16 protein-coding genes are annotated in these 17344 nt (G+C 66.4%); 9 read left to right on the top strand and 7 right to left on the bottom strand.

What is annotated here, in order from left to right:
• Positions 1-233: 233 nt before the first annotated feature.
• Both ABT061_RS07780 and ABT061_RS07775 read left to right on the top strand, forming a co-directional pair.
• Positions 234-377, top strand: coding sequence for a hypothetical protein (locus ABT061_RS07780; protein WP_350913868.1), 144 nt, complete (start codon positions 234-236; stop codon positions 375-377).
• Positions 378-756: 379 nt separating this feature from the next.
• Entirely contained in the window at positions 757-1293 is a 537-nt protein-coding gene (locus ABT061_RS07775) for a GNAT family N-acetyltransferase (protein WP_350913867.1), read from the top strand.
• 520 nt (positions 1294-1813) lie between these two features.
• Here the strand turns inward: ABT061_RS07775 and ABT061_RS07770 are convergent.
• Complete coding sequence (locus ABT061_RS07770; protein ID WP_350913865.1) at positions 1814-3064, bottom strand: serine hydrolase domain-containing protein; 1251 nt, start codon at positions 3062-3064, stop codon at positions 1814-1816.
• A 198-nt stretch (positions 3065-3262) separates the two neighbouring features.
• Between ABT061_RS07770 and ABT061_RS07765 the strand changes: the two genes are divergently transcribed.
• Positions 3263-3922, top strand: coding sequence for a GbsR/MarR family transcriptional regulator (locus ABT061_RS07765; RefSeq protein WP_350913863.1), 660 nt, complete (start codon positions 3263-3265; stop codon positions 3920-3922).
• 494 nt (positions 3923-4416) lie between these two features.
• On the opposite strand, the gene ABT061_RS07760 is transcribed toward ABT061_RS07765, so the two are convergent.
• Positions 4417-4788: a DUF5997 family protein gene (locus tag ABT061_RS07760; RefSeq protein ID WP_350913861.1), complete on the bottom strand. Its 372-nt coding sequence runs from the start codon at positions 4786-4788 to the stop codon at positions 4417-4419.
• 55 nt (positions 4789-4843) lie between these two features.
• Between ABT061_RS07760 and ABT061_RS07755 the strand changes: the two genes are divergently transcribed.
• From ABT061_RS07755 to ABT061_RS07735, 5 genes are all read left to right on the top strand, one after another.
• Positions 4844-5572: a LysR family substrate-binding domain-containing protein gene (locus ABT061_RS07755; RefSeq protein ID WP_350913859.1), complete on the top strand. Its 729-nt coding sequence runs from the start codon at positions 4844-4846 to the stop codon at positions 5570-5572.
• A 388-nt stretch (positions 5573-5960) separates the two neighbouring features.
• Positions 5961-6524, top strand: a complete 564-nt coding sequence (locus tag ABT061_RS07750) for a hypothetical protein (RefSeq protein WP_350913857.1) — start codon at positions 5961-5963, stop codon at positions 6522-6524.
• Between the two features lie 235 nt (positions 6525-6759).
• A protein-coding gene (locus tag ABT061_RS07745; protein ID WP_502991389.1) for an IS5 family transposase occupies positions 6760-7604 on the top strand; the annotation gives its coding sequence in 2 pieces (ribosomal slippage) (positions 6760-7110 and positions 7113-7604; 843 coding nt in all).
• Positions 7605-7827: 223 nt separating this feature from the next.
• Positions 7828-8904 carry a WD40 repeat domain-containing protein gene (locus ABT061_RS07740; protein ID WP_350913854.1) on the top strand — a complete coding sequence of 359 codons (1077 nt, stop codon included), beginning with the start codon at positions 7828-7830 and terminating at the stop codon, positions 8902-8904.
• A gap of 601 nt (positions 8905-9505) precedes the next feature.
• The gene (locus ABT061_RS07735) at positions 9506-10003 is read left to right on the top strand and encodes a tyrosine-type recombinase/integrase (protein ID WP_350914219.1); all 498 of its coding nucleotides are present in this window, start codon (positions 9506-9508) and stop codon (positions 10001-10003) included.
• 427 nt (positions 10004-10430) lie between these two features.
• On the opposite strand, the gene ABT061_RS07730 is transcribed toward ABT061_RS07735, so the two are convergent.
• Complete coding sequence (locus ABT061_RS07730) at positions 10431-11345, bottom strand: hypothetical protein (protein WP_350913852.1); 915 nt, start codon at positions 11343-11345, stop codon at positions 10431-10433.
• Positions 11342-11881 (bottom strand): RNA polymerase sigma factor, encoded by a 540-nt coding sequence (locus ABT061_RS07725; RefSeq protein WP_350913850.1) that lies wholly within the window; start codon positions 11879-11881, stop codon positions 11342-11344. Before ABT061_RS07725 ends, ABT061_RS07730 begins: the two co-directional genes overlap by 4 nt.
• A 388-nt stretch (positions 11882-12269) precedes the next feature.
• On the opposite strand from ABT061_RS07725, the gene ABT061_RS07720 reads away from it, so the two are divergent.
• Positions 12270-12596 carry a PadR family transcriptional regulator gene (locus ABT061_RS07720; RefSeq protein ID WP_350913848.1) on the top strand — a complete coding sequence of 109 codons (327 nt, stop codon included), beginning with the start codon at positions 12270-12272 and terminating at the stop codon, positions 12594-12596.
• A gap of 1169 nt (positions 12597-13765) precedes the next feature.
• Here the strand turns inward: ABT061_RS07720 and ABT061_RS07715 are convergent.
• From ABT061_RS07715 to ABT061_RS07705, 3 genes are all read right to left on the bottom strand, one after another.
• A complete protein-coding gene (locus tag ABT061_RS07715) occupies positions 13766-14020 on the bottom strand; it encodes a hypothetical protein (protein WP_350913846.1) in 255 nt (84 codons plus the stop codon).
• Positions 14021-14046: 26 nt separating this feature from the next.
• Entirely contained in the window at positions 14047-14208 is a 162-nt protein-coding gene (locus tag ABT061_RS07710) for a lipase family protein (RefSeq protein ID WP_350913844.1), read from the bottom strand.
• A 92-nt stretch (positions 14209-14300) separates the two neighbouring features.
• On the bottom strand, positions 14301-17114 hold the full coding sequence (locus ABT061_RS07705) for a helix-turn-helix transcriptional regulator (RefSeq protein WP_350913842.1): 2814 nt from the start codon (positions 17112-17114) through the stop codon (positions 14301-14303).
• Between the last annotated feature and the right edge of the window lie 230 nt (positions 17115-17344).

The raw sequence follows: 17344 nt of genomic DNA, 5'->3' as shown, positions 1-17344 counted from the left end.
CATGTGGTTTCTCATTTGTTTATATGTGTATGTCTTGGATTGTCAAGGTTTCACTTTGGCTGAGCAGGGCTGTGAACGTCGGGAGTTGGCCAAGGCCCGCAACGCCGAACCGCCGGACGGCCCCAACCAGGTGGGGCAGCTGGACTTCTCCGAGTACGAGACCACCAGCGGCGGCATATGGCGGCCGGCCAGGGTCACCGACTACTTCGCTAAAGACCTGCGCGTCCCTGCTCGTGGCCCTCGACGTCCACCCGCGCGTGGCCATGCGGATCCTCGGGCACTCCCAGATCTCGGTGATCATGAACATCTGCAGCGAGGTCTCATCGGAGGAGACGCGCAGGGCCCTCAAGAAGCTCGGCGATCGGCTGGACTCGTAGCTGTATTTTGCGTACAAGACCGAAAAGGCCACTTCCTGATCATGGGAAGTGGCCTTCGACGTGGAGTGGAGCCTAGCGGATTCGAACCACTGACATCCTGCTTGCAAATCGGCCCGAGCTTAAGCCGTAACGGCCTGGACCTGGGCGGCGGACCGTCTATGAGTGACCGTGATTGACCACTGTTTACCCCCCTTAATGGCCCACTAATGGCCCGACGATCATGCCAGTAGCTCTTCCCGTAGGTCTTGCTCGGTCAACTGCTTGGCTAGTCGCCCAGCAGAAAAACCGGTGCAGTATCCCCAAGGCGACGGGATACGATTTGGCGCTCGTACGGAGCCGCTGTACGTTCGCCCGGACGTAGGCAACCCGACCTATCGGAGTGGAAATCGTGACGCGCCGAGTTCGACAGGCGGTTCCGCTGGACGCTGCGCCCCTTGGCGTGATCCAGGCCGCGTCATGGCAGGCGGCCTTCCACGGACTCATGCCCGGGGAGTACCTGGCGAACCTGGACACCGAGGCCTTCCAGAAAACGTGGGCGAACGTCATCGCCGAATCTCAGTGGCCCTCGTCAGGCGCGCTGGTGGCCGAGGAAGCCGACAGGGTCGTGGGCTACTCACGCTTCTATCCCACCGATGACGCCGATGACGACCCGACAGCCGTAGGCATGATCGGATCGATCTACACGCTGCCCGAGGTCTGGGGCACCGGGGTCGGCAAGGCGCTGATGGCGGAAGTCGTCGACAACTTGGCCCGAGCCGGCTATGCCGAGGCCACCCTGTGGGTGCTCGAAGGCAATGACAGGGCCCAGGACTTTTATCGAGGGCAGGGCTGGAGTAAGGACGGTGGCATGGTCGAGGACCGGAGTGACGGGTTCCTCATCACCAAGGTCCGCTACCGTCGTCCGCTGTCGATCTGATCGACCTCGGACCTCTTTGACCGCATGAAGAAGCCATCGGTCCGCAACGGACACGTGAGATCGAGAAGGCCTGACAACGATCAAGGCCCATTTGATCTCCTGCGCTGAGCGCGGCGAAGCGGGGCTGACCCTGGTGGTGAGCTCTGCCGCCGATGCGTTCGGCCTTGGTCACCTGCCCGACCTTTCGCGCCCGGCACTGCTTGGCCTGGCCGTCGCGGTTGTGCCGCCGGGCGGGCGAGCCGGCCTCAGGCGAACAGGCCACGACCACACCCTCGTGGAAACGTCGACGGTTCGGCCGCCAGGGGCTGACCGTCGGGTGCCGCGGGTTGCGGGCGGGCGTACCAGGCGCGGGCGCGGTGTCAGTCGTCGATCGTCTGGTAGAGCATGGTCCAGAAGTCGCGGACAACCTGCGGCGCTCATGATCCGGCTCTACTTCCCCGCCCTATCCCCGGCGACCGGCAGGATCGCCGACCGCCAGGGGGCGGGAGTTGGTGTGGAATGCCTGGCCGGCTCGGCCCCGTCAGCCCGCGGCCTTCCCGCCGCAGAACACCTCCTTGAGGAGCTTGTCCAGCGCCTTCGGGAACACCTGCGCCGGGTCGGTTGCGGCGTCCCCGGTGGTGATCGAGGCGGCCATGGTCTTCTTGCCGTCGGGCGTGCTGTAGATCAGCGCCCCGTAGCCGTTGTTGCTGCCGTTGTGGTTGAAGACGGTGCCGACGCAGCCCGGGCCCAGGTCCTGCACGTACAGCCCGAGGCCGTAGCTGCCGAAGAGGCCGCTGCTCTTGGGGTGCGGCTTGCGCATCTCGGCCAGCAGCGGGGCCGGCAGGAGCTTGCCGCCCTGCAGGGCGGAGAAGAACGTCTGAAGATCCTCGGTGGTCGAGATCATCTCACCGGCGGCGGAGATCCAGGAGGGGTTCTGGCGGGTGACGTCGATCGTCTTCCACTGGCCGGCGTCCTCATACCGGTAGTAGGCGTGGGCGTATGGCCTGGGCATCTCCGGCGAGGTGCCCGGCACCACAGTGCGCCGCATCTTGAGCGGCCCCAGGATCCGCCGCTTCATCTCCGTGGCGTAGGAGTGGCCGGTGACCTTCTCGATCAGCAGCTTGGCCAGCACGTAGTTGGTGTTGGCGTAGCTCCAGTTCGTCCCCGGCGCGAACTTCGCCGGCTTGGACAACGCCAGCCGTACCAGTTCCTCGTCCTGGTAGGTGTGGAACCGCTTGTCCACCCACTCCTGGCCCGCCCAGGGGATCCCCGGCACGATCGTCCCATCGTCGTAGTACTCGCCGGTGAAGTTGAACAACCCGCTGGTGTGCTGCAGCAGCATCCGCACCGTGATCTGCCGGTCCAGCTTGAACTTGGGCAGGTAGTCGGCCACCGGGCTGTCCAGCCCGATCTCGCCGTCGGCCACCAGTTGCAGCACCAGGGTCGCGGTGAAGGTCTTGGTAGTGCTGCCGATCCGGAAGTGGCCGTTGGTCGGCGGTTTGGCGCTCTGGCCCAGCTTGCGCACCCCGGCGCTGCCGACCCACTCGCCCCGCTGATCGTTCACGCGCATCTGCACCCCGGCGTAACCGGCATCGACGAACTCCTGGATGGCCTTCTGCAGCTCCGGGCGGTCCTGCCCGGCAGCGGCCTTCGGCACGGCCACACCCGCGGCGGCCGCGGGTGTGGCCGCCCCGGCCAGCAGCGTGGCCGCCAGCGCCGTGACCGCCACTCGCCGGGAGGCCCGCGGCGTCCGGGCTCCGGTGTTCTCGGTGATGTGGAGGGGTTCACTCACGGTCGTTCCTCGTTTCGCGATAGTACGCATTCAGCTTGACTCGAAAGCTACGTTGCATTCGAAATTCAGTCAATCAGCAGAAACACATTTCCCCAGGTGAGTAACGTTAAATTGATGCAATGACGTTGGCCTCGAATGCAATTCTGAGTTGCAATGAATGATGGCGAAGGCAATACTGGCGGCATGCCAGGAGGACGATTGACCCAGCAGGACCGCGAGCGCATCGCGGCCGGACTCGCCGACGGGCTCTCCTACGCCGAGATCGCCAGGCGGCTCGACCGGCCGACCTCGACGATCACCCGGGAGATCGGGCGCAACGGCGGCCCCGGCGGCTACCGGCCCCAGCAGGCACACCAGGCGACGATCCAGCGGGCGCGGCGCGGCACGCCGGCACCCCCGCACGCAGGCGGACCGCCGGGCGGCACGATGGAAGAGGAGCTCGTCGAGGTAGCGGTCAGAACGGGGCTGCCGAGGATGAGCGCGCGCGTGCACTTCGATCTGTTGCTGTCCGAGGACGGCAGGCGCACCGCGGCCGAGCTGACCCACAGGCTGAAGATCAGCCCGGCCTCCGTCTCCGTCGCCGTGAACTTCCTGGTCGAGCAGGGGTTCGTCCGGCGCGAGCGCGATCCGCAGCGGCGTCGCGACATCTACGTGGTCGACGACGACGCCTGGTACCACTCGATCGTGACCGGCAGGCGGCAGACGCTCGATACGGTGCAGGCCACGATGGCGGCGGCCGAGACCTACGGGCTCGACAGCCCCGTGGGGCAAAGGCTGGCCAAGACAGCGGCGTTCCTGGAGCGGGTCAGCCTGGACATGATCGAGTCGGCCGACCGCTGGCGCGCCCTCCTGACGTGATGGGTCTCAGCCGAACCACCTGAGGAGCCGGCTGACCAGTTCCTGCTGATCGTCACCGCCCGACGCCGCTTCCCGTACCCCGCAAGCCCGGCAGTCGCGCGGGATCGGCCCCCAGGCCGCACGCGCAGCGCGGGAGCGGCGACGCTTGTGCCGCCTTGACGGCCTCGCCCGTGGTCCTGGCGAAGGGATCGGGCACGGGAGCGAAAGCAGGCCGAATGAAGATCAAAGCCCAGGTTGCGGCAACCATGCCTGACCTGGGCTTTTTCCCCTCCGTGAGGGTGGTGGAGCCTAGGAGATTCGAACTCCTGACATCCTGCTCGCAAAGCAAGACGGGCGGGGGCGAGACCATTGGGACATACCCGCCCCCACCTGTGCATACGGTCCACAGTGATCCGTCGTCGTCCAGCCTCGTCCAAGGTCGTTGTCACTCGGCGAGACGGTGGCGGCAGCCTGGAGACGCGTCTGGGGTCGGAAACGTGCAGGATCTCAGCCGTCTAGCGTTGCTTGAGGCGGAGTGCTTCTTTGCGGACCTCGACCTGGAGAGACTGCTCGCGCTCCAGCCACGCCGGGTTCTCCGCTTTCAGCGCATCGATCTCAGCGGTGGTGAGCGGTCCGGTGATCCCACCTCTGATCAGGCCGGCAATGGAGATCCTGAGCTTCGCGGCGATGACCTGCTTGGTGTGCGGGCCGTTGCGGCGCAGGTCAGCGAGCCAGGCGGGTGGCGTCGACTGCAACTCGTTCAGCTCGTCCCTGGAGACGACACTCACCTGGAACTCGGCGGGAGTGGCCGAGAGGGGGACACCCAGCTTCTTGGCCGCGGTCGCGGGCTTCATTGTCTGGATGGTCTTCGGTTTGGGCGAGGTCATGGCGTCAAGAGTAGTCAGCCGGAACAGGTTCCCTTGACATCAGTACCCTGAGGAAGTGACTGATGAAGAGACCGGCAGGATGTTTCGGCTGGCGTACGTGCCCGGGGTGACACCCGCGAAATGGGTCAACGTCTGGACCGAGAGAATGCCCGGCGTGCCGATTACCCTGGCCGCGGTCCCCGCCGCCGAGGTGGTGGGACTGCTGCGGAATGGCGGCGCCGACGCCGGATTCGTCAGGCTGCCGGTCGACCGGGACGGGCTCAGCGTGATTCCTCTCTACGTGGAGACCACGGTGGTCATGGTGCCCAAGGACCACGTGATAGTCGCCGCCGACGAGGTGGCCATCGCCGACCTTGTCGACGACGAGGTGTTCCATCCTCTGGACGACACCATCGAGTGGACGGTCCGGCCCGGGCTGCCCGCGTTCACCCGCCCGGCCACAACGGCGGACGCGGTCGAGCTGGTAGCGGCCGGCACTGGGATTCTCCTGGTTCCGCTGTCGCTGGCACGCCTCCACCACCGCAGGGATCTCACTTACCGGCCGGTGCCGGACGCGCCGCAGTCTCAGGTCGCGCTGGCCTGGCCCACAGACGCGACCACTGACCTGGTGGAAGATTTCATCGGCATCGTCCGCGGCCGGACGGTGAACAGCTCGCGGGGCCGTACCCCCGCCTCCCCTGCGGAGAAACCGGCACAGCGGCAGGCACAAAAACCCGCACAGAATGGCTCCGGTCGCCGGGCCGTGCCGGCCGGCCGTAAAAAGAAGGGCTACCGGCCTCGGTGACCTGCAGGCAGATGCGCCGATCATCTCTGGTACAGAAGAAGCGTTTTTGCCGGTGGAGCCCAGGAGATTCGAACTCCTGACTTCCTGCTCGCAAAGCCGCAAGTCGATCTCGCTTCACCGGCGCCAACGCGCCTCAGCGTACCGATCACGCTCCCCGTGACCTCCCACTGTTCCCCCATGTTTCCCGCCCTATCGGGCACGCCAGGAATGGCGTTCGGCCGAGGTTGCGTTCACCGGCGTCACCGAAGGCGCCTGCCGCCACTTCACCAGCCCGCCTTATATAGGCGCTGTTCAGGGTTTCCTGGACCGAGTTCGGCGGCTCGGCCACGATGAGGGCATGACGGAGAACGGGCCAGCGCAGCCACCGACGGCGGGTGGAGGAGCAGGTTTGCGCCCGAACTGGGCGGCGATGAGCGCTCTGGCGGGTGCGGTGGCCGCCGTGGTCGCGCTGGTCGCCTACCTGATGCCGCCGGCCCCGCCTCCGCAGCCCCCGTCCGACCCGGTGGTCACCACCTCGGCCCCGCGGCCGTCGTCACCGGATCCGGTCACCACCCGGCCCGCACCGCCCGCCCCGAGCCCACCTCCCGAGTCCAGCGCGCCCCAGCCACCGGAGCCAAGCCCCACGCGAGCGGTGCCGGTTGTCTCCCCGCTGGTGTCAGCGGTCCGGCCCGGGGGCTGCGACGAGACGGCGACGGCGCTGACCGCATACCGCCAGAACGCCGGGACCACCCGCAGCAGCCAGGCGGTCGCGGCTCGCCAGACCTACCTCGACCTGATGGGCGCGGTCCTCGACGCGCAAGGAGCGGTGGGGGCGACGATCAGTCGACTGGCCGCCGAATTCCAGGAGCTGAACTTCCGGCTGACCGGCATGACCGGCGGCGATCCCAACCAGGTGATCGCGGATATCAACACGGACCTCGCCGAGCTCAAGAGGCTGTGCGGATCCGGCTGACCTGACGACACGTCACAGCCGGACTGGCGCGCGGCGGCAGCGGAGCAGCGGGGTCCGCTGGGTCCGCTGGGTCCGCGCTTGAGCGCCGTTCCCGCGTGCTCATCGCCTCCGCCGGCGCACACCCGACATCGCGGCCCCGGCCGCGGCAGGCGGCGCACTTCGCGGCCTTCCCGATCAACATCCCGCTAGGCCGTGTCTTCAATGTGACCTTGCTGGTGGATCATGACATGGTGTGATCCGCCGGTATGAATTGACGGATGAGGAGTGGGAGAAGCTGCAGACGCTTCTCCCCTCGGGGCAGATGGGCCACCCACGAGATGATGACCGCCGGGTGCTCAACGGCATCGTGTGGAAGGTTCGTTCCGGGGCGGCCTGGCGGGATGTCCCGGCCCGGTACGGGTCCTGGCAGAGCATCTACACCCGCTTTCGACGCTGGGCGTTGGACGGCACCTTTACCCGCATGCTGCAGGCCCTGCAGGCCGACGCCGATGCCCGGGCCGACATCGATTGGCTGGTGGCGGTCGATTCAACCGTGGTGCGGGCTCATCAGCACGCCGCCGGGGCCAAAAAGGGGGACCTGACCCCGATGAGCCGGCAGATCACGCCCTCGGCCGATCTCGTGGTGGGCTGACCAGTAAAATCCACCTGGCCTGCGACGGACGCGGACGACCGCTGGCGTTCGTGGTGACCGGCGACAACGTCAACGACTGCACCCGCCTGGAACAGGTCCTGCACGCCATCGGCGTTCCCCGCCTGGGCCGTGGCCGACCTCGTAGCCGCCCCGATCATGTGGTGGCCGACAAGGGCTACAGCTCTCGCGCCATCCGCACCTACCTGCGGCGACGCGGTATCAGCCACACCATTCCCGAGCGGGCCGATCAGATCGCCCACCGGGCCAACCGCGGCAGCAAAGGCGGTCGCCGGCCGGCCTTCGACCGCGTTCTGTACAAGCGCCGAAACGTCGTCGAGCGCTGCTTCAACCAGCTCAAGCAATTCCGCGCCCTGGCCACCCGCTATGACAAGACCTCCACCTCCTACACCGCCGTCGTCACCATCGCGTCCTTGCTGCTGTGGCTCTGATCAGCGTTGACGACACCCCCGCCCTTGGTAAGTGCGTCGCCAGGTTCGCCTGTCACGCCTGCGCCTCCGGCGCCTCGACCTCCGCCCCGCCCCTTTCCTGCTCCTGGCTGCCCGCCTCGCGCGTCCCTCCCCAGACGCGGCGGACCCTTTTTCGAACCATTCCATCCCGCGCGTCGTCCAATGCAGCTGATTCCCTCTGTCATTCCTATCGTTGAGGAGCCCTGTGGACGGCGTCTTCATGCAGCGCGCGGGCGTGCTCCGTCACCATCGCCAAGCCGTGCCAGTCGATCCCCTTGTCTTCCGGGCCGGCGGGGACGAGTTGATCGCCCGCAACAGCCGCACCGTCCTGTTCTGGGATGGGCCCAGCGGATCGCCTCTGCCCGACAAGACCATCACGATGCCCGGCTGGGAGGAGATGCCCGGCTACACAGAGCAGGCCGCCTTCCACCCGCGAGGTGATCTGCTGGCCGTGGTCTTCAACTTCCACGGGCCGACGGTGCACATCTGGGACCTGTCCACCGGCAAGCGATTCGGTGTTCCCTTCGTGCCGGACAAGCACCCTCAGGTGATGGCGTTCGATCCCGAGAGCGACCTGTTGGCCCTCGGCTACGGGGACGGCCGGGTGCGGATGTGGAACCCCCGCAAGGGGCGGGCCGCCGGCCCGTTCCTGATCGCGGGCCACAGTATCTGGGACATGACCTTCCCGCCCGGCGGCGGCCCGCTCATCAGTGTGGGCAGCAGTCCGGCGGGCCCCACCGCCCGGCGCTGGGAGGTTCCGACGAGCAACCGCAAGCCGACCACCCTGCCCTTGACCGGCATCCCGAGCAAACCCATCAGCCCGCACTTGCCCGACAGTCTGTACGGGGGCATCATCAGAGCTTGTGCTTTCGATCCAGCCGCCACCCGCTTCGCCGCTGCCATAAGCTGGCCCGCCTTACGGCGTCACGAACGGCTGCCCCACGAGGTCTGGGTATGGGATCTGTTCACCGGTACGGCCTGTGATCCGTTCGCGCTCTTCGATCGTGTCTTCGAGGTGGCCTTCCACCCGCAGAGCGGTGTGCTGGCGGTCGCCGGGATACCTGGTCCGGAAACGGTCTTCGGCCTGGTGCTGTGGGATCCGGCCACCGGTGAGTACGACTACCCCGAGCCTGGCGACCGCTGGCCCCAGGGGTTCCGTAAGGCGACGTTCCATCCCGGCGGCAGCCTGCTCGCCACGGAGAGCTGGCTGCCCAAGAAGCCCTACGAGCCCACCACCTACGACGACATCACTCTGTGGGACATGACGGTAGACAGGAGCTGACACGCGGCCGGTGCCGCCGACCTGAGATCGCACCGGAGGACGGGGGCGTATCGGTCACGACATTGAGCCCCAGGGACAACCCTGCACCGTTCCGTACCGCGGGCCGTGGCTGACCGGCCTCACCTGGCACCGGGCCAACTCATGACAACGCACCACGCCCGCCATGAGCCATATCCACTACACGACTTCGTTCGGCATCCACTCTCCGCAGGACTTTGACGACACTCCCTAGGGGCGACGGCTGCCCCGGACCTTCGATCGCCCCCAACCACGAGCGGTGGCCGGCCACCCTGTGGCGATCGTCGTGCTGTACCTGGCGGCGACGCGTCCGAAGTTCGTACCCGGTCCGGTCGCTGTGGCCCAGGCGCGGCGCTGTCATTGACCTGACTCATCTACTCGGACATCGTGAAGGTCGGCAATCTCAGTCGGAAGGGACGCATGCATGTTCGGCCTGAGCTGGTTTGAGGTTTTGCTCTTTGTGCTAATCGTGATCGCCATCGTTCTTGTGGTACGAGCCCGACGACGATAGCGGGGGGCGGCGCGGCCAGGGCCGAGCCTTTGGGTCCGGTCGGCGGATGCCGCGTACGGTGGCCCCGGAGTCCTGCCGCACGTCGGGACCGGCGCCCACGCCGCATGCCCGGCGGGCGGTGCAGGCGCAGGGGCGGGCGCGGCGCTCAGCGCCGCCGCCCCTTGGTCCGCCCAAGTCCCGGGCTGGCCGGCGGATCATCGGCATTCCCTCGGCGATAGTCCCGGCGCTCTCCGATCACCTGGCGGAGTTCGTGGTCACCGGGCCTTTCCCGGCAAGCGGGGAGGGTTCCTGCGGGGCAACAACTTCCGGCATGAGGCCAGGTGGGCGGACGCACTCAAGGAGATGGGCGTCAAGGGCCTGCACCTCCACGACCTGCGGCACACCGGCAACACGCTGGCCGCGCAGTCGGGGGCAAGCCTGGCCGACCTCAAGACACGGATGGGGCACGACAGCGACCGGGCCGCACTGATCTATCAGCACGCCACACGGGATGCCGATCAGAGGATCGCCGACGCGCTGAGCGCACGGGTGGAAGCCGAACAGAAGAACGATGACGGCGAAACGACCTGAGGGAAGGCTAATGGCCCGGATGCCGCACACCAAGACCCGTTGAGAAGTGTTCTGGCCGGTGGAGCCCAGGAGATTCGAACTCCTGACATCCTGCTCGCGAACGGGAGCCAGTCACGACGTAGAGGGCTCCTTGCCCTGATCACGCAGCAGATACGGACCGGTGGCGTGTGATCGTGTGAGGCGGGGTTGCTGTATCCCGCTGCCGTACAGCACCCCGGCAGATGACCGGCCCGCTCATCCGGTGGCAAGCGCAGTGCCGCCAGGCCCAAGGGACGGAAGCCCCGCGACAGTCAGGATCTTGGCGCGTAGGGGCTGAGCATCCGCGCTGCGGCTTACGGTTTCAGGCTTACTGCTGAAGCGCTTCTATAAGCGTGGCTGCACCCTCTGTGGACTGTTGAGGGCGCAGCCGTGTAGGTGTGAAGGCCGCTCAGTGTGGGTTGGCGGTGGGCTGGGGCGCGACGATGAGCCTTACCGTGTTCTTTTCATGGCCGCCCAACACCTCATGTATGTACCAGGTGTCGGGAACATCTTCCGCCTGGAGGGGGTGCTCGGTCACATCCAAGCCAGAGCCGTCACGAGGAGAGGGCTCAGGAGGAGCCTTGTAGTAGCGCGAGACGGTGGCATGCCGCTGCTGAAGCATGAGCTTGACCTCACCTACCGTCCTGTTCGCCAGCTCCATTCCTTCCAGAATCTCGCCGCGAGCGGTCGGATCTCCCGAGATCTCATACCGTTCGTCAGGCCGAGCAGCCCGCCCAAAAGTGACCTCGAAAGGGCTGCGCAGACCGACAGGAATACTCACTCCGGCCAGGCACCAAATCTTGCCGCAGTCGGCCCCTTCGATTTTCTTGATTCTAGGGCTTCTATTTCCATCCTTGATTTCGAATCCGTCGCTGTGGAACACCACCATCCTTTGGGGAGATGAGACGGAGACCATCGCGCCGACGAGGCTGGGCGATGCGGGTTCCATCTTCAATTCGACGTTCAGGCCATGTGCCGCGAAGTCCTGCCGATATCGCTCGGGGTCGGCATCCGGTTCCACGATCCTGACGTCGATGTAGTCACCATTCTTGGTGAAAGCCAACGCTTTGGCCGGCCCCAGAGTCATAGGACCAATTTCGTCGGGATGCATGACGACCGCTGCTCCCACCAGGAGGGCGGTGATGGGAATGAGGGTGAGCCACCTCCTCCAGGACCAGCGTGGTTTGATCGCCCGGGGTGCCCGTGCCGTGTCAGCGATAACGCTCTGGAGGGTGGCGGACAGCACCAGGGGATCCGCTCGGACACGACTGGCGGGGTCATGCGTCTGGAGCGTGGTCATCAACTGCTTGAGATCATTGGTCATACGGCATTCCCCTGGCAGGAAGGCTGGCGAGCAGCGACGGATTGCGGCTCTTCTCCGAGCAAGCGTCGTAGTCGTTTGCGTACGCGATGCAGTCGCATGGCAGCTGTAGGCCGGGAGCAGCCCACAACCTTCGCAGCCCCGCGGAGGTCGAGTCCTTCCCAAGACATCAAGAGCACCAGTTCCCGATCGTCTTCGCTCAGACTGTTCAGCGCGGCCAGTGCCGCTTGTCGGGCGACGACCGTGGTGGCGTGGTCTGCTTCGACACCGTGGTGCTTCAGGCCCTCACTCGATGGACCGGCGAGTTCATCTCGCCGGTTGTCTCGTCTGATCAGATTCAGCGTGAGATTCCGAGCGGTCGCGTACAGCCAGGGCAGCGGTTGTTCTCGGGGGAATCGCTCGTACTTCTCCCAGGCAATCTTGAACGTCTCGGCGGTTATGTCTGGAGCTTCCGCAGGACCAACCCGTCGCCAGGCGTACCGCAGAACCGACTCGTAATGGTCCTGGAACATGCGGGTGAAGCTTTCTTCATCACTCACACGCGGCCTCTCCTCCACCGTTTCGGTGCGTGTCGTGTCATCTACCTGGTAGATGTCGCGCAGCCGTCAGGTATCACCCATCGGTGATCAAACGCCCTACTGTGAGAGAGGTCATAGCCGCTTCCTCGCATGGCTCTGGGGAGGTCGGCGTGTACAGCTCGTAGCCGGTTTGGAACGCGCCTCACTTGTCTCGCTATCCGTCACGGCGGTTCAAGCGCGTGGGCGGCGCGGCCGCGACCGGCCGGAGAGCCGCAGCGCGGCCAGCGACCGCCCAGCGCGCGCAGACCGCCGCAGGCGGACTGCCTTGACGACTTAGCCTCATCTCCTGGGACTGGACAGTGGCTAGTCGCTCTTGAACCAATAGTACGAATGACGATATATATCAGGTATGGCACTACGCGAGCAGAGTTACCTGATCCTGCTGGCCCTGTCCCAAGGCCCGCTCCATGGCTACGGGGTGATCAAAGCGGTGCGGGAGCTGTCCGAAGAGCGTGTACGCCTCGGCGCGGGCACCCTTTACGGCGCCCTGGATCGACTGGCTGGTGACGGACTGGTGATCGTGGTCAAGGAGGAGGTCGTTTCCGGCCGTCACCGCCGCTACTACAACCTCACCGGACACGGTCGTCAGGTGCTGGCCGAGGAGACCGCCCGCCTGACGCGCCTGGCCGCTACCGCTCAGCGTCGCTTGAGCCTCCAGCCCGGGATGGGGATGTGACGAGTTCCGACGCCGCCTCCACCTACGAGCGCCGCTGCCGGTTGCTGATGCGCCTGGCTTACCCGCCCCGTTTCCGGGAGTTCCGTGGCGCCGAACTCATGGGCACCCTGCTGGATCTGTCCGAACCAGGCAAGAGTAGCCCGACCTTGCGCGACTGCCTGGACATAATCCGCAGCGGCCTCATACTGCGCCTACGCGAGCATCCGCCACCATGGCCCTGGTTGCGATACCAGTTGACGCATTACCGACTGCCCTGGCAGTACCGCTGGTGGGCCAGGGACGATATCCAAGGCCGATTCTTCTTCGAGCGGCGGTTCATCTTAGTCGTGTTTTTCTATGGCTTGCTGTTTCTAGTAATCAGCCAGTCGTCTCCGTCATACGCGCATATGGTGGGAGCACTAGTCGCCTATCTGATATTTCTACCATTCAAGGGTTCGGAGAGACGTAGGCTTCTTGCCAAGTACGAGTTCCATCCAAATGGCACCTCTTACGTTCCGGTTCCACCGAAAGTCCGCCCTGGCGGCAGAGCACATGAGCCCAAACCGGACGATGTCCAGAGAATAAAAAGACTAGGCCAGTAAAACGCTCAACGCCGCCTTCTATCACTGCCGCATCCATATTGAGTTTTTGGTGTTCCCACGCTGAGTGGCGGAGGCACCGAGCGAGCACGCGTTTTTCAGATCATCAGGGCGATGCCATTGTCGGCTAGTTCTTCGGGGGTGGACACCGCGCTCACATCATCGGCCAGCTCGGCGCTGTAGCCGATCTCGTAGCGGTTGGCGGGGGCTTTGACCTCGGTGACCTCGATCGGGTGGCCGTTTGGGTCGGCCATGGTGCGGCGGATGATGAGGATCGCTTCGGCGTAGTCCATGCCCAGGCGGGTGCGTTCGTCTTCGTAGGCGATGCGGGAGGTGGTCAGGGTCATCCCGTGTTCGCGGATGAGGGTCTGGTAGAAGAACGCGGGCCGCTTGCGGTACTGGTGGAAGCGCTTGAGGTCGTCCCAGTCGGGCAGCATGTCGGCGTTGGTGTAGGAGTTGATCTCCAGGCGGGCCGAGGCGCCGTGGATGCGGGCGGTGTGGCCTCGGTGCCACATGCTGCGGCGGTGGATGACCGGATGTCCGCTCCGGACGCCGAGGATGATCGCGATATCTCGGTTGGCGGTGATCTTCTCACCGGTGAACAGCGGGGCCTCGGGGTCGACGTCGCGTAGGGCCAGGTCCCAGCCGAAGGCTTGGATGTCGGGATGGGTGCCGGAGGCGGCCAGGTCGGGCCTGCTCTGGTGGCTGATGAGGATGACCTGGCGCTCGGGCATGGGGCGGACGAAGGAGCCGCATCCGCGCATGACAGTAGACCAGCGCCGACACCCGCGGGTGGTTACCGGCCTCGCTGATAACCGCGCCACCGTAGGAGTGTCCGACGAGCACGGTGGGACCGTCCCGGCGGTCCAGGATCAGCCGGGTGGCTCAGCGTCCCCGTCCAGCGTCAGTGTGGGGTTCTGGACGATGCTGACCCGGTAGCCGTCCTGCTTGAGCAGGTCATAGACGGGCTGCCAGCCCGACCCGTCGACGAAACCACCGTGCACGAGCACAACGTTGGCCGCAGTGGAACTCATGATGCTTCCTCCTCGCGCACTGGTGTGATGCAGACGTGAAGGACAGTAGGCAGCCGTAGGCCATGCTCGATTGCGCCAAATGACTGGCGCCCTCAGGGGATCGCGGGCGGCGCCTCGTCGTCGAGGTCGGCCAGCGCGTCGCGCAGGGCGGCGCGTGAGGTGATGCCGAGCTTCGGGAAGAGCTGATAGAGGTGGGTCCCAACGGTCCGGGGCGACAGGAAGAGCCGTTCGCCGATCTGCTTGTTGGTCAACCCGGCGGCTGCGAGTTCGGCGATCTCACGCTGCTGCGGGGTGAGGGATCCCGGACCGGTGGGGGCGAGGTGGCCGATGCTTTGCCCGGTCGCGCGCAGCTCACTCGCGGCCCGTTGGGCCCATGGCCGGGCCTCCAGCCGCTGGAATGCGTACAGGGCATTGGTGAGGTGCCGACGGGCCTCGATAGCCGCTTTGTTACGCCGTAGCTTCTCTCCGTAGGCGAGGGCGATACGTGCGCGATCGAACGGCCAGTGCTCGCCGTCGGCCACGGAAAGCGCCCGCTCGAACAGGATGACCGCGTCCTCGTCGCCCGCCACCAAGGCAGCCGCGGCGTCCACGGTCATGGCCAGCCGCGGCGACAGCACGGCAACCTCGCAGGCCCGTACCGCCTCGACGTGCGCGACCGCTTCCGCCGTTCGCCCAGTGCGCACCGCCGCCTCGACGACATCCATGATCACCCACAACGCGTGCGGCACATGGCTGGCCAGCTCGCCGGCGGCCGTGATCGTCATCGCGTGCCGGTAGGCCTCCTCGAAATCCCCGCGGCCCAGCGCGTCGAGTATCAGAGCCTGGGCCGCGATACGCCGCACCAGCCCGGCCCGCCGCGGCGTCGCCCACACCGTCATCCGATCGGTCAGCGCCTTGGTGGCCTCATAGTCGCCACGGGCAGCGGTCAGCATCGCCAACAGGTACAGCCCCAGGCATTCCAGCAGCCGATAGTTGTGCAGCCGGCACAGCTCGACGTGCTCCTCGGCCAGAGCCCGCAGCTCATCCCACTCACCGGTGATGAGTTGATCCAGCCCGAGCAACGACCGGGCGTGCAGGGTCAGCGTCACTGCGGCGCCATCACGATGGTCGCGCAGGATGCGCCACAAGGCGGCCCGGCACAAGGTCAGCCGATCCACGAACATCGCGGCCAGCCCCACACGGACGCTCCAGACCGGGTCACCGTGCTCACCCAGATCGGCGATCGCCGCCTCGATCCGGGCGAGCAGCGTGGACGCCGTACGGGCCGGATCGGCGAAGGTACCCACCAATAGGGTGAGCAGCTCCGGAACCGGCGCGGCCAGCTGAGCGAACGCCGCGTGGAACGGCGTCCACAGCTCAGCTCGCCCGCCGAAGTAGCAGACCCAGCCCAGGGTGTAGAACGCTTCGACGAGCGTGTCGTTCTCACTGTCGTAGGGCGTGGGCTGCATCTCAATAGCGCCAACCAGCAGCCGGTGCGCGGTGTCGACGTCTCCCTCGCCGCTGAGCAGCAGGTGATGGGCGGCCGCGACGGCTGAGACCAGCGATCGGACGCTCCCGCTCTCGCCCTGCAGGGCGTCGGCAAGCAGGCGCGGTACCTCCCGCAGGTCGCCGGTCATCACCGCCCCGAAGTACGCCGCCTGGGCGAGCCGACGGCTCCGGTCGGCGCCGACCGGGCTGAGATCGGCAGCCCGCAGCAGAGCGGTGACCGAACCGGCCGCGTCGCCGCGTGCGCGGACCGTGTGAGCCGCCTTCTCCAGCAGCTGCGCCACCCGCTCGTCCGTACCGACCGTGGCGTGGGCCAGATGCCAGGCTCTGCGCTCCGGACTGTCCGACTGCCGCTCGGCGAGCATCGCGTGCGCCCGCATCCGTTCCTCCGCTGTGGACAGGTCGACGACCGCCGAACGCGTCAACGGATGCCGGAACCTCACCCGGCCGGCCCCCTCTTCAACGGAGACCAGCCCCGCCCGCTCAGCCGGGGCCAGCGCCGTCGCGTCGGCGCCGAGCGCCGCCAGCGCGCGCAGGCTGCCCGTGCCGTCCAGCACCAGCAGCAGCAGCACCTGTCGTGCCGACAACGGCAGCCCGCTGATCCGCGACTCGAACGCCGCTTGGAGACGGCCGCTCAACGGCAGCACCTCCGGCAGACGCGCGACACCGGATCGTTGCCGGCCCGACAGCGTGAGGGGAAGCTCAAGCAAAGCCAGCGGGTTCCCCTGCGCCTCCGCCAGGAGACGTCGCCGCACCGCGGGCACGAGCGCGGGGAACCAGTGCGCCGCCAGCGCGTCCGCGGCCTCGTCCGCAAGCGGCCGCACCTCGTGATCGGGCAGGCCGGCACGGTCGAAGAAGCTTTCGTCGCCGGACCGGTAGGCGGCCAGGAAACCGACCCGCCTGCCCGCCACCCGGCGGGCGACGATAGCCAGGACCATGGCGCTGGCCCGATCGAGCCACGGCAGGTCGTCGACGACCACCAGCATGGGCCGGGTCACCGCCGCGTGGGACAAGAGCGCCAAGGCCGCGTTCGCGATCACCAGCAGGCCCGGCGGGGAACCGCCTCGAAGACCCAGTGCGACGCCGAGCGCCCTGCGGTGTACCGGGTTCAACGCGTCGAGATCGCCCACCAGTGGATACAAGGCCTGATGGAGCGTGGAGAAGCTGTGAGCCGCCTCGAACTGCGTGCCTGATGCCCGCAAGACGTGCGTACCGGCTGCCTCGGCGTACGCGCTCGCCGCGTCCAGCAGCACCGTCTTTCCGACACCGAGCTCGCCGAACAACAGCAGCGCTCCGCCATCATGCCGGGCGCGCTCCACCAAGGAGCGGAGTACGCGGAGATCGCCGTCGCGCCCGAATAGACCAACATTGCCGGCGGCGTCGCCGACCATCTTGGGTCGGTCGGCTGGCGAATCGGCCACCTAGGCTCCTCTATCTACCCGGAATGGCACAGCCCGGCGCTTCATCATCTTATGGGACCAGCAGGCGACACGAACTAAATCATCCCGGTTTGGGGCATACGACATGCGCTTACCGGCACCCCCAATTGACCGTCCTCATGAAGCGCAGCCAACCGTTGCCCAAGTCACCTCTTCATAGATGATCACTTATGAAGAGGTGACTCGTCCCCGTGATCGTTTTGGCCGGTTGG

The sequence above is a fragment of the Streptosporangium sp. NPDC002544 genome (assembly GCF_040295965.1).
Classification (GTDB): domain Bacteria; phylum Actinomycetota; class Actinomycetes; order Streptosporangiales; family Streptosporangiaceae; genus Streptosporangium.
Note: the sequence above shows the minus strand (reverse complement) of the source record. Positions and strands in the feature narration are given on the sequence as shown.